The 14,680-nt window shown below is 66.1% G+C and carries 9 protein-coding genes; 3 read left to right on the plus strand and 6 right to left on the minus strand.

Annotation, left to right across the window (positions count from 1 at the left end; all coding sequences use genetic code 11):
- Window positions 1–16 precede the first annotated feature (16 nt).
- On the minus strand, window positions 17–661 hold the full coding sequence (locus tag ZRA01_RS18065; RefSeq protein ID WP_218028752.1) for a pyridoxamine 5'-phosphate oxidase family protein: 645 nt from the start codon (window positions 659–661) through the stop codon (window positions 17–19).
- An 86-nt stretch (window positions 662–747) separates the two neighbouring features.
- Between ZRA01_RS18065 and pdxR the strand changes: the two genes are divergently transcribed.
- Entirely contained in the window at window positions 748–2,205 is a 1,458-nt protein-coding gene (pdxR, locus tag ZRA01_RS18070; RefSeq protein ID WP_141354762.1) for a MocR-like pyridoxine biosynthesis transcription factor PdxR, read from the plus strand.
- A 159-nt stretch (window positions 2,206–2,364) separates the two neighbouring features.
- Here pdxR and ribA read toward each other — a convergent pair whose 3' ends face one another.
- The 3 genes from ribA to ZRA01_RS18085 form a co-directional block, all read right to left on the minus strand.
- Window positions 2,365–3,024: a GTP cyclohydrolase II gene (gene ribA, locus ZRA01_RS18075; RefSeq protein ID WP_141354763.1), complete on the minus strand. Its 660-nt coding sequence runs from the start codon at window positions 3,022–3,024 to the stop codon at window positions 2,365–2,367.
- Between the two features lie 542 nt (window positions 3,025–3,566).
- Window positions 3,567–4,112, minus strand: a complete 546-nt coding sequence (locus ZRA01_RS18080; protein WP_141354764.1) for a phasin family protein — start codon at window positions 4,110–4,112, stop codon at window positions 3,567–3,569.
- A gap of 696 nt (window positions 4,113–4,808) precedes the next feature.
- Entirely contained in the window at window positions 4,809–7,490 is a 2,682-nt protein-coding gene (locus ZRA01_RS18085; RefSeq protein ID WP_170183022.1) for an nSTAND1 domain-containing NTPase, read from the minus strand.
- A gap of 138 nt (window positions 7,491–7,628) precedes the next feature.
- Here ZRA01_RS18085 and ZRA01_RS18090 point away from each other — a divergent pair, with 138 nt between their 5' ends.
- Window positions 7,629–10,115, plus strand: coding sequence for a patatin-like phospholipase family protein (locus ZRA01_RS18090; RefSeq protein ID WP_141354766.1), 2,487 nt, complete (start codon window positions 7,629–7,631; stop codon window positions 10,113–10,115).
- 17 nt (window positions 10,116–10,132) lie between these two features.
- On the opposite strand, the gene ZRA01_RS18095 is transcribed toward ZRA01_RS18090, so the two are convergent.
- Window positions 10,133–11,263 carry a DUF4062 domain-containing protein gene (locus tag ZRA01_RS18095; RefSeq protein WP_141354767.1) on the minus strand — a complete coding sequence of 377 codons (1,131 nt, stop codon included), beginning with the start codon at window positions 11,261–11,263 and terminating at the stop codon, window positions 10,133–10,135.
- Between the two features lie 44 nt (window positions 11,264–11,307).
- Here ZRA01_RS18095 and ZRA01_RS18100 point away from each other — a divergent pair, with 44 nt between their 5' ends.
- The gene (locus tag ZRA01_RS18100) at window positions 11,308–14,325 is read left to right on the plus strand and encodes an SUMF1/EgtB/PvdO family nonheme iron enzyme (RefSeq protein ID WP_141354768.1); all 3,018 of its coding nucleotides are present in this window, start codon (window positions 11,308–11,310) and stop codon (window positions 14,323–14,325) included.
- Window positions 14,326–14,473: 148 nt separating this feature from the next.
- Here ZRA01_RS18100 and ZRA01_RS20910 read toward each other — a convergent pair.
- Window positions 14,474–14,680, minus strand: a 207-nt coding sequence (locus ZRA01_RS20910) for a hypothetical protein (RefSeq protein WP_218028753.1), incomplete at its 5' end; no start/stop codon positions are given.

Below are 14,680 nucleotides of genomic sequence, written 5' to 3' on the forward strand. Positions count from 1 at the left end.
CTAGCGGCGAGCCCCCTCAGCCGCCGATGAAGGCCGGCGCCGCTGGCGGCTGCCTGTCTGCGCAGCCGGCCTCGGGCTGTAGCGGCCCAGCACCCAGGGCCAGCGGCAGCACACCGGCCCACACCGGAATCGCCATGTCCTCGTCGGCGTCCTCCGCGCCCCAGTTGCGGATCTTGGCCACCGCCTCGTCGAGGGCGATGCGCAACAGGCGCGTCCCCGCCAGCTCGGCCGGCGACGGCGGCCTCACCTGCGCCGCGCGGCCCGGGCTGACGTGCTCGACGAAGGCCCGGAAGGCCGCCGCCTTGGCCGCCGGGTCGTCCTCGGCCTCGAAGCGGCCGTAGATCGCCACCGAGCGGTAGTTCATCGAGTGATGGAAGGCCGAGCGGGCCAGCACCAGCCCGTCCAGGTGGGTGATGCTCACGGCGCATTCGTGCTCCAGCAGGGTCTGGGTGAGGCGCGAGTTGTTGGCCCCGTGGATGTACAGGAAATCCCCCTCGCGCCAGCAAGCCATCGGCAGGCAATGCACGCTGCCGCCCTGGTTGAAGGCGATCTGGCAGACCAGCGCCTCGTCGATGATGGCCCGGATCGTGGCTGCCTCGTGGTGGGCCCGCTGGGGCTTGCGGTGGATTTGGGTGCGGGGGGTGTTCGACGGCGAGGGCATGGCAGGCTCCTTGAAAAGTGGCCTCCAGCATAGCCGCGCCGTGGCACCATCCATGGAACCACCCCGCAGCACCCGCATGGAGCCAGATGTCCCACGAACTCGACCTCATCCTCGCCGCCCTCGACGACGCCCCGCCCACCGGCGAGGCCCGCCAGTTGCGCCTGTACCGGGCGCTCAAGGCCGCCATCCTCGACGGGCGCCTGCCGCCGGGCACACGTCTGCCCGGCAGCCGCCAGCTCGCCGCCGACCGGCGCATGGCCCGCAACTGCGTGCTGTTCGCCTACCAGCTGCTGCTGGCCGAAGGTTTCGTGGAGGCTGACCGGGGCGGCACCCGGGTGGCCCCGCTGCCGCTGGTACAGCCCGGCGCCGGGGCCGGAGCACCGGCTGGCGCGGTCGACATGCTGTCGCGCCGCGCCCGCGGGCTGCCGCCGGTGCAGCGCGGCGAGAGCCTGCTGCCCTTCGCGCCCGGCGTCGCCGACCTCAACGCCTTTCCGTGGCGCAGCTGGGCGCGCTTCCTGCAGCAGGCCTGGGGCGAGGTGAGCGCGCGCCAGCTGGCCGACGCCGAACCCGGCGGCGAGCCCGAACTGCGCCGGGCGGTGGCCGGCTTCCTGTCGGCCCGGCGCGGGGTGGCATGCACGCCGGAGCAGGTCTTCATCGTCGCCGGCGGACAGGCCGCCCTCGACGCCTGCGCCCGCCTGCTGGCCGACGACGGCGACACCGCCTGGCTCGAGAACCCCTGCTACGCGCCGGCCCGCAACGCCATGCAGGCCGCCGGCCTGAAGATCGTCGACGTGCCGGTGGACCACGACGGCATGGCGCCCGACCCGGCGCTGTGGCAGGCCGCCCCGCCGCGCCTGCTGTTCGTCACCCCGTCCCACCAGTACCCGCTGGGCAGCGTGCTGAGCCTGGAGCGCCGGCTGGACTTCCTGCAGCGGGTGCAGGCTGCCGGCGGCTGGCTGATCGAGGACGACTACGACAGCGACTTCAACCACGCCCAGCCCGGCGCCCGGCCGCTGCCCGCCATCCAGGGCCTGCGCCCGGACGCGCCGGTGGTTTATGTGGGCACCTTCAGCAAGCTGCTCTACCCAGGCCTGCGCATCGCCTACATGGTGGTGCCGCGCTGGGCGGCAGCCGGGCTCGGCGAGGCGATCCGCAGCCTCTACCGGGGCGGCCAGGCGATTGAGCAGCGGGCTCTGGCGCGCTTTCTGGAGAGCGGGCAGCTCACCCGCCACCTGCGCCGCATGGGGCCGATCTACCGGGCGCGCCAGCAGGCGCTGCGCAGCGCGCTGCACGCCCATTTCGGCGACGCCTGCCCGGTGCTCGGCGGGCAGGCCGGGCTACATCTGGTGCTATGCCTGCCAGACGGCCCGCCCGACACCGCGGTGGTTCGGGCGGCATGGGCGCTGGGCGTGGCGGCTCGCCCCCTGAGCGCCTACTACGCGGGACAGGCTGGCGCCAACGGCCTGCTGCTCGGCTACGGCATCGCCGAGGAAACGCGCATCCCCGAGCTGGTCGGGCGGCTGGCGCAGGCGGTACTGGGCTGAGGGGCAAGCACCGGGGCGACGCCGAGGAGCCCGCAGAGCGGCTGCGGATGGCCGTCGCTGCGCAGCGGCCTGGCGGCCCGGGACGATTGCTTTACTCCCCGGAACACGCCTGCGCGCACCCGCGCTCCACGGGAGGACCTGGCCGCACCCTCCTGCCGTTCAGCCCGGCAGGTCGTGGCCCATGCGGGTGCGCTTGGTGTTGAGGTAGCGCACGTTCTCGTGGTTGTGGGGCGGCACCACCGGGACAACCCGGGTCACCGGCACGCCGGCCTTGACCAGCTCTTGCTTCTTGCGCGGGTTGTTGCTGAGCAGATGCACCGAGCGCACGCCCAGGTGCTTGAGGATCTCGGCGGCGCAGTCGAAGCTGCGCGCGTCCACCGGCAGCCCGAGGGCCACGTTGGCATCCACGGTGTCCAGCCCTTTGTCCTGCAGCGCGTAGGCACGCACCTTGTGGCTGAAGCCGATGCCCCGCCCCTCGTGGCCGCGCAGATACACCAGCACGCCGCGCCCGGCGGCGGCGATGCGCTCGAGGGACATCTCCAGCTGGGGCCCGCAGTCACAGCGCAGCGAGCCCAGCACGTCGCCGGTGAGGCATTCGGAATGGAGCCGCACCAGCACGTCCTCCTGGCCTGCCACATTGCCGCACACCAGCACCGCGTGCTCGGTGCCGTCGGCCAGCTGGCGATAGGAATGCAGCACGAACTCCCCGTGGCGGGTGGGCAGGCGCGAGGTGGCCACGTACTCGATGCCCTGCAGCGGGGCGGAGCCCGGTTCGGCGGCCGCGTCGGCCTGTGTGTGAGAACCCTTGGTCGTGTCCATAACAAATCAACAAAAGTGAATTAAGTGTCCTTGACGCCATGCTGCGCCCGAACGATCTTGCATTTCAAGGCCGGGATCGCAGGGGGCGCAGCCGGGCCGGCGGCCCGTCATCACCGCCATTGTGACCGAAGACGGGCCCGTGAGGCGCCGCAGCAACCCGCGGGGTGCGTCAGCCCCGCCCACCCGACAGGCCTGACGAGCCCGCCCCGTGAGCACGACCCGGGCCCGATCAGCGCGCAGGAACTCATCGGCCTCGACGCACGCACGGACGCACGCTCAGGCAGCCGGCATGTCAACCTCGCGGACCACCTGAGCCGCACCCGCCGCGACATACCGGCCGGCCGCCTTCCGCCGCAATGGGTGCGGAGAGCTATCCAGTGCCCGGGCTGCTCCAGGGAAAGCCGGCAGTCTGGCGATGTGGCAGGAGCGGTGGCGAAAGGCGCTCAAGGCCACTCCGCCGGCCCTTTGACAACGCGACCGGCGGACAAAAAAACGCCCGGATCACTCCGGGCGCATCTTCAGCAAGACCGCCTTCGAGGTGGTCAGCCAGCTTTGCCGACAGCCAGCACCTTGACGGCGGCCTCGGTGACTTCGGCGGCCTTTGCCGCGTTCGCCTCGGCCAGCTGCTGCACCGACTGGCTGGCGTTTTCGTAAACGCTGGAAGCCGTCTCCATGGCCGACCTGACCGCCTCAAAGGCGGGCTCGGAACCGGCCGGGGCCGACTTGGCGGCGTGCTCCAGCGCAGCGGTGAAAGTCTTCTGCAGTTCGGCGAACTGGGTTTCGAACAGGCGGGAGATCTCCTGCTGGCCTTCGGCAACGATCTCGTTGACGCTGCGGGCGTAGGCCACGGCCTGCTCGACGATGGGCTGGGTGAGCGCCGACTGCAGCTCGGCCAGCTCTTCGGGGCTCTTCACGGTGGCCAGCGTCTGGGTGCTGCCGGCACCGCCCTGAAGCAGGGCCGACGCGGTGTTGAGGTTCAGCGCCGCCAGGCGCTCGGCCCGCGCCAGGGCGCCGTTGGCCAGACGCAGCGCGGCCTCGACGGTCGCCTTGTTAACCGCGTAGAACTGCTCGGGGTTCTTGAAGCTCATGGGTGATGTCCTGGATGAATTTTCGGAATGATCAACGGGCCGGGCATCGCCCGGCGGCTGCCCTGATTCTAGCTTCCGCGGCCGAGGCGTCAAATGAACATTGTGCGAAGCAAGATCCTGGATCGGCCCGGCAGCCGAGACCCCTCGCCCCGGTGATCCAGGGCGCGGCAAAAGAGGGATCGGCCCACTCGACACCCGATCAGCCACAGCGCCTGGGCAGATGCACGGCAGCGACGCGTAAAACAAAAAAGCCCAGTCACGTGAATGACTGGGCCTTGATGCTTGAATCTGGTTGCGGGGGCAGGATTTGAACCTGCGACCTTCGGGTTATGAGGCTGATGATTAACATCAATGTTAATCGTAGCCAGGTGTCACAAGACCGGCCTTAAACGTCAATCAGATCATAATCTGTTGATTTATAAGAAATCTTTTAACACCGCTCTTGTGACAGTCTTCCCCGATTTCGGGAGCAGCATTCACAAAAGTTGTCACAACTACCGTTTCAACCAACTGCAGAGGGCGCGACTATACCTTGACCGTCGGGTTAACGCAAATCACTCGTCGTGTTCTGCTTGGTGTGCGGCCCGGGAGGGCTGTACCCACCCTTGTGGCCTGTCTGCCAAGACCTGCCGAATGCCCGGGTTGCGGCAGGGATCTGCAAAAAAACGGCGGGTGGCGCTGCGCGCCGCCCAGTGATCAGCGGCTCAGTGATTCAGCGCCCAGCGAATCGATGGGAAAACTGCAGACCACCCGAAAACCGAGATCTTCACTACGACCACCGGGCGAGTTACTGCCGCGGGTGGCCGCGCGACAGTAGTCCGGATCGCCGCCCCAGGCTCCGCCGCGCACCACACGAGACATGCCGTCTTCAAGCCGCCACCGGGAAGGATCTCTATATTGATTCACGCACCACTCCCAGACATTGCCTGCCATGTCGAGGACCTCGTTCTCTTTCACCCGGCCAGCCGGAAAGAGCCCCACGGCGGTCGTGCGTCCGATACCGGATTCGCTTGAGTTTCCTCCGCACTCAAGCCAGTCAGGCCCCCAAGGAAAACGCAAACCTGCCGCGCCCCCTTGGGCCACCCATTGCCACTCCCATTCTGTGGGCAGGCGCACCACCTCGCCCTCCAGACCCAGGCGGGCGGTCAGCCAGCGGCAGAAGGCCATTGCGTCGTACCACAACACATTGATCACCGGGTGATTGGCGAAATCCCATTGCACTCTACCGGGCTGCTCCTCGTATTGCAGTCCTTCCCACCACGCCGGATTGTGATAGCCGTCGTCCGCCGTCACAAAGGCCTTGAACTGTTGCCAGGTCACCGGGTAGCGGGCGATCCGGAAGGGCTCGCTTATCCTGAACTGTTGCGGGGGACTGGTCTCCAGCGTCACCACAGCGCCCTCCTCGGGAACCGCCACTGCCTCCCAGGCGATTTCGGGCAGCCCGCGCGCATCCAGTCCCACGCCCTTGCGGGGGTCTGGCAGGGTGTTGAGGCGACGGCCGATGTCCTCCCGGCGCACAGGCGAGGTCTCGTCCCGCGTCAGCTCGTCCAGCAGCGCCAGGGGTTCGGGGCGCAGAAAGCCGCGCAAAGATTCGTCGAGCGTGCTTCGAAGCGCCAGCCAGGCATGGATGCCCGGGTCGGTGTATTCAGGATCCGGCAGTGGATCGATTCCGCCGAGGGCACACAGCGCTTCGATGGCCGGCTTCTGGCGTTCCCAGCCCCAGATCAGGAGCCCGTTGCCGCTCGACTGCCAGTCGCTGGCGGCCTGCTCGACCTCGCGCCGCCGGGCCAGGAAGATGGCGTGGCGCGCACACCAGCCGGCCAGCCGCGGCCAGTGCTGAAACAGGGTTTCGTGGGCGATCTGCACATGCCCGTCATCGGTGTCGGTGAGCACGCCCTGGGTACGCAGGGCGTCGATCAGATAGGCGATGTTGCTATCCCGCCGCAACCCGGCCACCCGAGCACTACGGCGGGTCGGGATGCCGTCCACCGAGCTTGCCAGGGCCGCGAACAGGGTATTGCAGGCTGCAAGGAGCGCCGGATCTGCGTCGATCGCCTCGTCCACCGGCGCGGTAGCGCACTTCACGCTTTCCGCCAGGCCGCCGATGGCCCGCCAGGCGGCGCGGGTGATGCCGCTTACCGGGTCGCGACTCTCGAACAGGCGTTGTAGCGTCAGTGCCAGCAAGGGCAGCGCACCTGCCATGCCCCGGGCGGTGGTGGCCAGCTCGCTGACCAGGTCGTCGTCGATTGGAACGCCACAATCCGTGGCCGGGCGGGCGATGAGTTGCCGGTAGCGTGCATCGTCAGTGATCGGATCCAGGGGCACCAGGCTTTCCCCGAGCGCTGCAGCGCCGAGCCAATCGGCCAGCGGCGCAAAAAACTCACTGCGCAGCGTGAGCGCCAGATAAACGCCCTCGACGCCAAGCAGCGCATCCCAGACCGCCCGGAAGGCCGGCCGGCTGCCTTCTGGCGTCTGGGTGAACAGCTCTTCGAACTGGTCGGCAAAGACCAGCAGCGGCGTAAGCGCCGGCAAGTGGAGGCCAAGTGCCTTACCTGGGTTGGCGCGCAGTCCATCGGCAAGATGCTCCACCCGCGGCGCCTCACGGCTGCGCAACCGCTCCTCGGGCATCAGGCGGTCGAGGGCGTCGGCGAGCCGGGCGAAGGGATCATCCTCGGGGGTAAAGCGCAAATAGCTCAAACGAGGCTGAGCCTTGCGTAGCGCCGGCAGCACGCCCGCGGCCACCAGGGAAGACTTGCCGGTGCCGGAGCGCCCGACCACGCACACGTAGCGCCGTTCGATGAGCCTGTCTGCCACCCGACGGATGTCCTCGTCCCGGCCAAAAAAGGCATCCGCCTGTCGCTCCGTGAAAGCCGATAGGCCGGGATAGGGGTTGGGGATATGCTTTGCTGGCTTTGGAGCGGGCTTACCACGATCGCCCGCTGCCGGAGGCCGCCGCAGGATCGCCAGCAGCGCAGCGTACCGTTCGTCTGGATCAAAGCGCAGGAAACCGCGCAGGGGCAGCGGGATGTCCGCCTCACCACTGCCGGTGGGCAGTAGCGGAATGAAGCGGGTGTTCTTTAGCTTGTTGGCACTGAGCTCCTGTTGGATGAGATTGGCCTCCCAGCGCACTCCGCGGCCCACATCGCCAGCCCCGTCGCCCTCGAAGTACTTGAAATAGGACGGAGTGCAGGCAAGCAGTATCCAGGTAGCTCGCCTGAATTCGTCGTTGATCCAGTCCTGCCAGGGTTTCGAGGGGCGCGGTTCGTACTGATCGATGATCACCTCAAGTCCGTCGGCGCCAAGCCGAGCGGCCAGGTTCGCCACCCACTTCGAATGGGCAGGATCACCTTGGGCGTAACTGATCAGCACGCGCGGCATTTGCTCTGTCATGGTTGTCGCAGGAGTTCGGATGACTGCAGTAATGATAAGCCCGAGGTCCGCTTGAGGTGGTCGGTGCACAAGACAATTACTTGACGTACGATTCCAGCATTCCGATAACAAGCCGGAAGAGTGGTCATGACCCGTATGCAGACAGACGCCTCCCCTGAAGACTCCGGCAAGGATCTCTCGGTCCACGATCGCGAACTCGCCTGGTTGTTGTTGACCGAGCTGCGTACGCGCATCACCACCCAGGAGCTGCCCCTGCGCGATGGGGTTGAGGAAACGGCGCTGCAGAGCGTTTATGACTTCTTCAAGCTGGCTCGGGAGTCGATGGGCAAACGCCCGGGCAGCGGGCGTTGCTCGGCAATTGTCGTCGAAGCCCTCAACAAGGACATCCGCCCCTTCACCGCCTACTGGCATGGCCGAAAGGCGGCCGGGCGGATGGGCAGTGTCGATGAGCGCTATGAGTTCCGCCGCCAGCTGAAGGAGGTGCAAGGCAAACTCGGCACGCTCGCCGACGCGTTGAGCAGACTGTTGGGCAAGCCAGGTGCGTTATTGCCATCAGAGTCACCAGCGACACTGGAAGTGAGGCCGGTGCCCTTCGGCATCATCCCGACGGCGGGGATGGACGAGGATACGATCCGCAATATGAACGAGGCCGAAGCGGGCGATGTCCAGAGGCGACGGACCCACTACGAGCTGCCAAACGCGGATACCCGCGATGACGCTGTCGGGCTGGCCCTTTCCGGCGGCGGCATTCGTTCATCCATCTTTGCCCTGGGGGTTGTCGAGGTTCTGGCACGCAAGGGAATGTTGAAGGACGTGGACTTCATGTCGACCGTCTCGGGCGGCGGCTATCTGGGGAGCTTCATCACGACGGTCCTGGACGACCCGGACGAAGACGTGACCCTGAGCCCAGAGAAAGGGAAGCGTCCTTTCGGCGCCGAAGGCGATCACGAATCCACCGTCGTCAGGCACCTACGTAACCACAGCAAGTATCTCAGCGAAGGCGGGCTGCAAACGGTCTTCCGCCTCGGCTTTGTGCTGCTGTATGGCCTCTTCTCATCGCTCTTGCTGGTGCTGCCCGCGCTGATGACCGGAGCAATGATTGTGGTCGCACTCCACGACATGTTGGAGGCCTTGCGGCCCGGCTGGATGTGGTGGATACCCTTGGCTTGTGTTGCACTCGTCTACGCAATCACCCGCACCCGCAGTACCGCGCGCGGGCTCGAAGCCGCGGCGGGTTTCCTGCTGGCCGTAACCCTCGTATGCGGGCTGCTGGCTGCGCTCCCGGAGCTCACCAGACGTGTGGCCGGGCACGAGGCCGCCTTGATTGCCGGCACGGCCTTGCTGCCCTTCGTCCTTGCTGCGACGGGCATCGCGATAGGGCCAGCCCGCATCGTGGGGCGCGTGCTTCTTGGCAGCCTGGTGCTCGCCGTACCTGTGTTCTTGATTGCGGTCCTGCTGGGCTGTATCGCATTCCTGTGTTTCATCGCCACCGAATATTCGCTTTGGTGTGCTTTGGGCACGACCCTGCTGATCGTTCTCCTCACATGCTTTGTCAATCTGAACGCCACGGCACTTCATCGCTACTACCGTGACCGCCTGGCCCGCACCTATCTCGTCAGTGGCGGGAGTAAGGGCGAGCGACAAGTCGAAACCCACGATGAGCGGCCACTCGCTCCCAAGGCGAGTGCGGAAAAAGACTGCAAGGGCCCGGTACATCTGATCAATGCCGCACTCAACGTCCCCGGCAGCACAGCCCCGGATCTTCGCGGGCGGGATTCGGACTTCTTCCTGTTCAGCAAACACTATTGCGGCAGCCTTTTGACCGGATGGCACCCCACGCAAGACTGGCAGGATCTGGACCCCAACCTCGATCTGGGCACGGCAATGGCGATCTCCGGTGCGGCGGCCTCGCCCCACATGGGAACGCTTACTTCTTCCCGTTACATGATGCTGCTGGCGATGCTCAACATCCGCCTGGGCTACTGGGTGCGTCGGCCACACACCTATTGGGCCGACTACTGGCGCTTCATGCGTCCGTTTGCACCCCGATATTTCCTGCGCGAACTCACCGGCCGCATGACCGAGCACACCGCCTGCGTGAACGTCTCCGACGGCGGCCACATCGAAAACCTGGGTATCTATGAACTCCTGCGTAGGCGCTGCCGCACGATCATCGCCATCGATGGCGAATGCGACCCGCAGCACCACTTCGACGGCCTTCTGAAACTCGTGCGCTTGGCCTGGATCGACCTGGGTGTGCGTATCGAGCCGGACCTGCGGGATCTCCGCCCCGATGCGGCGGGCCTCTGCAATGCACATTGCATCGTCACCCGCCTCGTCTACCCGGACGAGCAGGAAGGGTGGCTGCTCTACGTCAAGCTATCCATGACTGGGAACGAATCGGAGTACCTGAAAGAGTTCCGCCGGGCGCATCCGAACTTTCCCCACGACAGCACCGCGCAGCAGTTGTTTGGCGAAGCGCAGTGGGAAGCCTATCGTGCGCTGGGCGAGCACGTGGGACGTGACCTGTTCTCCCCGAGCATCCTGGGCAGGCAAAGACCGAAGTGCGCGACCGAATGGGTCAATCGGCTGGCCGAACGGCTTCGAGCTTAGGCGGGCGCCGTTGGCCTCTATTGTTCCTTGGCGATGAGGTCCGCGATCCGGCGCCGCGCGCCAGCCCGAACCGCCAGCCGACGATCCTCGCCTTCCTGCTCCAGCCACTGCAAGAAACGCTGGAGTTGGCCGAGCGTGGTCGTTTCATCCCGGCAGTTGGCGATGAAGACCATCTGGATCTTCTGAACCGGGTCTGCCACATAGACGCCAAAAGGCGCTGTCACCGCGATCGCATCCGGAAAACCCAGCTGGCGCAGCGCCTGGGTTTCGGTGACGCCCTTCTGGCATGCGATCAGATGAACCGGCCCCACGCCCTCGGGCAAGGCAGCGCACAGCACGTGATCGCGCAGGAAAGGCTGCCCCACCAGTTCGCGGGCCGCGGCGGTAGTCAGGGCTGACGGGATGCAGTCACAGACAAAGGCGATCTGCCCACCTGCGAGCGGCACGACTACCGTGGTCGGCCGTGCCTGCGCAGGTTTCACGCCGTGGCGCTCGCCGAGAAATTTGGCCACAGCTTCGGTTGTTACCTTCCTGCGCCCCTGAAAATCGAGGCGGGTCCATTCAAGCGCCTCGCCCGTATAGAAGCTGCCCTTCGAGGCCACGCAAACGCCGGCCCTGGCCAGGGACAGCAACGCGGCCACAGCAATGTCGCCGGCTTTCTTGATGGCGTCCTCCCCGGTTTGCACCTGCGGCCCAAGGATCTGCTGACGCTTTACGTAGTCACGAAAGCGCCGATTGGGCTCGTTCTCCTCGCCACACAAGGGCAACTGGATGCTGCGCACCTTGCTGGCCGCCTTGCCATAGGCCGCAGCCAGTTCCGCATGGCAGATGCCCAGTTGGTCGGGATGCTGCTCGAGGGTTCCAGCCCAGCCTGCGTTGCCGTTGTAGAGCATCAGGAAGATGTCGGCCTGCTTGGCGTGATCAATGCAGAGATCCCAGGCCTTCTTGTCACCGGATTCCACCGCTTCATTTTCGTGAACCCAGACCTTGAAGACCTGCATGCCGTAAAGCTTCAGCTCCTCGAGTTCTTTCTTGATGGCCATGCGCACGTCGGCCATCGATCCCATGCCGCCGCCGAAGGGAACTGGGTCGGAACAGCGGCTGGACAACATGACAGTCAGCGGATCGAAAGCAGAACTGGTAGCCACAAAGAGTCCTTTTCAAGAAACACAAGCTGAGGGACATAAAGCGCTTGGCCCAAAGCTTCTACCATGCCGTCGACCGCCATGACAACAAGCGACATAATCCGGCAGACGCCTTGAATATTGACTGCAACAGCATGTCCTCGCTGCCCGCCATGAAACTTGACTCGCTTCGTATCTTCATCAGCTACCCCCGCGGCGGGGCTGCGCACACCTGGGCAGAGGTCGTGGAGGCGCATCTGCGGCGCGAGGGCGCCCGGGCTTGGCGCGACGAAACCGGTGTGCGTGGAGGCGACCAGCACTGGTACGCCCGCATCGAAAGCGAACTCCATGCAGCCGATCTGCTGGTGGCCATCATCGGCATGGATTCAAAAGTGTGCCGCTGGCAAGCGCGCGAACTCCTTGCCACCGACCGGCGAGGCAAGCCGATCGTCGCGCTGCGGGTGGATGACAGGGCGCCGATGCCCCTTGTTCTTTGTGAGAAGCAGCCGGTCGAAGCCCGGCCAGACCGCGCAGAGACGCTCGCAATCCTGGTCGAAGCCTTGCAGCGATCCGCCTCGACACTGCTCGCAGCACCAGTCACAAACGGCTCCGCAAGCGCCGGAGCCCCCCCCGACCAACGCGCGGCCGAAATCGTCTGGCTCGAAAGCCTGCTCTACGGCAATCTCTCTGCCCGGCCTGATCTTTACGTGCCGCTGGAAGGCATCGAGCGCAGTTCGCCCCATGCCGAGCGATCGCTGAAGAAGGTGTGCATCGCCACCGACTCCCTGTTCAAGGCCTTCGGTGTGGCCGATGCCGCCGCTAGAATCATCGAGACCAGGCCCTACTCGGATGTGCTCGACGCCTATCGGGAACTGGGTGACCGCAAGGTACGCCGCCTGGCTGTGCTCGGCGAGCCAGGCGCTGGCAAGAGTTTTTCACTGGAACGGATCGCCCTGGCTTACGCCGATCGGGCCATGCGCGATGCGCTCACCCCGATCCCCGTGCTGGTGCCGCTGGGCCTGTGGACACGTGAAGCTGAAACCCTCGAGGAATTCATTGCCAGTCAGCTCGAGGGCCTCGGCCGTTACTTGCCCCAACTCATCACCCAAGGCCGGGCGGTGCTGCTCCTCGATGCGATCAACGAGATCCCGCCCGGCCAGCGCCGGCACAAGGCCACGCAGATCCTGAAGCTCGCCCAGGACGAGCGCCTGGCCAGCGTCGTCATCAGTTGCCGCGAGAAAGACTTTGTCGAATTCTCGCTGCCCTTCGACACCCTCACGCTGCAGCCCCTGAGCCCACCGCGGGTGCGGGATTTCTTGCAGCGTTACCACGAGGCCCAACACGGGCCCGGCGCAATCGAGGCGGCCGAGGCTCTTTTCTGGCAGATCGCCGGGGGCGCTGAGGTGCGCGATGCCTGGGAGGCCTGGCGCCGGGCGGGTGCCGAAGGCCTGTTCTGGACGGCGGATGAGATTCCGCGCGAACAGCCAGACGTTTATTCGACGACCAACTGGCAACAGGACCGAGCTTGGCGCCGCTCACGTTTTGATCCGCGCAGCCTGTTGCGCCTCGCTGCCAACCCCTATCTGCTCTACATCATGGCCCAGCTGCCGGATCCGCCGGACAACCGTGCTCAGCTATTCCAGGGCTTTCTCGCCATTCTCTACGATCGGGAGTGGGAAGGACGCAAGCTTCGCCACGACCCACACCTGCCAGAGCGTGAACCATGGCTTTTGGCGCTGACGCAGTTGGCCGAAGCTCTGCAGAGGCTCTCGCCCGTCGATGGCGCCGAGGGTGCCGCCGGTGCCCGCACCACCCTGACTCAGGCCGAGTGGCCGGCAGGGATCGACAAGACCCTTATCGATTTCTCCCGCGATGCCAGCGTGCTGGAACTGCGGGGCAGCGACCTCCGCTTCACCCACCAGTTGCTGCAGGAATACCTGGCCAGCCGACTGCTGCTCGACGCCAGTCAGGGCCGACGCCCTGCGGCTGACTTCTGGCCTGCCGAGCGCTGGTGGGAACGCAGTGGCTGGGAAGTGGTGGCCGAGATCGCCGCGGAATCCTGCGCAGGGGATGCGGCTGCACAAATTCGGCTGATTGCCTGGATCGCCGAGGCAAACCCGGAGGTGGCCGAACAGATCTGGCGCCATGCCGGCACACCCCCACTCCCGGCCACCCTGCTCGCACACCTCTCCGCGCGGTGGATGCCGCTCATGACCGACCCCGCCCGCGTACCCCAGGCCCGCGCCCGAGCAGCCATTGGCCGCGCCATGGGCCGGCTGGGGCTGGACCGTCGCCCCGGCGTGGGTCTGCGTGCAGACGGGCTGCCTGACATCGACTGGGTCAGCATCCTGGGCCCTCAGCCCTTCATCTACCAGGACACCCGACACCCGGGCCTGCCCACCTTCGAGATCGCCCGATACCCGGTCACCAACGCCCAGTTTCAGGCCTTCATCGACGCAGGGGGCTATCAGGATGAACGCTGGTGGCAAGGCTTTGAACATGCCCCGGCAGCAAAGCCGCCAAAGTGGGACGAACCCAACTCGCCCAGGGAGAACGTAAGCTGGTATGAAGCCCTGGCCTTCTGCCGCTGGCTGTCGGCCGCAACGGGGGCGGCGGTCTCTCTACCCACCGAGGCGCAATGGGAGCGTGCCGCGCGCGGTTGCGCAGGGCGGGAATACCCCTGGGGGCCGTTCGAGCCGGCTTACATGAATTGCGCAGTTCATTCAGACGATGACGGAGAGGCTGACATCGGGCGTGCCAGTGCAGTCGGTCTCTTCCCCCAAGGCGCCACCCCGGCCCCGGAGCTGGTATTTGACTTGAGTGGGAATGTTTGGGAGTGGTGCCGAGATGCATATTCCCAGCTCAGTGAGACCGCGGCTGCGGGCAAGGTGTCCCGTGTGCTGCGCGGCGGGGCCTGGAGCAGCGATCCGGATGACTGCCGCGCTGCCTTCCGCTTCGACGGCTCGCCCCGCCTCCGGTACGACAACCTCGGCTTTCGGGTGTTTCGTGGTTCCCCCATCGATCCGCTGGACGCCGCCTCGCAGGGCGTTGAAGCGCAGCGCCGCCCGCGATCTTCAACGCCCTGACTTGCCCGGAAAATCCCCGGGCCGGAGCACAAACGCACCCAGCAGGTGTTCCCTCAGGCCCCAGGAGTCACCATGGGCCGCGTGGGCAAGCCAGCCGCGCACGCGGGCGTCAAACTCGGCGAAGCTCAAGCGCCCCCGGCAGTAGGCCTCATAGCTCACCCCCAGATGCCGGGTGGCAAATCGTGCCTTGCGGCCCTTCAACAGCCTGCTCCCGGTCAATCACAAAACCCAGCCACGGGGAGCCGACGGAGGTTGGCATCACCTGGGCGCTCTCTTCGTGGATGCACAAACGCAAAGCGGCAAGCCGCTCGCGCAGTGCGCGTTTCCATGCCTGAATTGAGGGCCGTGCGGACGC

The sequence above is a fragment of the Zoogloea ramigera genome, assembly GCF_006539865.1.
Classification (GTDB): Bacteria; Pseudomonadota; Gammaproteobacteria; order Burkholderiales; family Rhodocyclaceae; genus Zoogloea; species Zoogloea ramigera.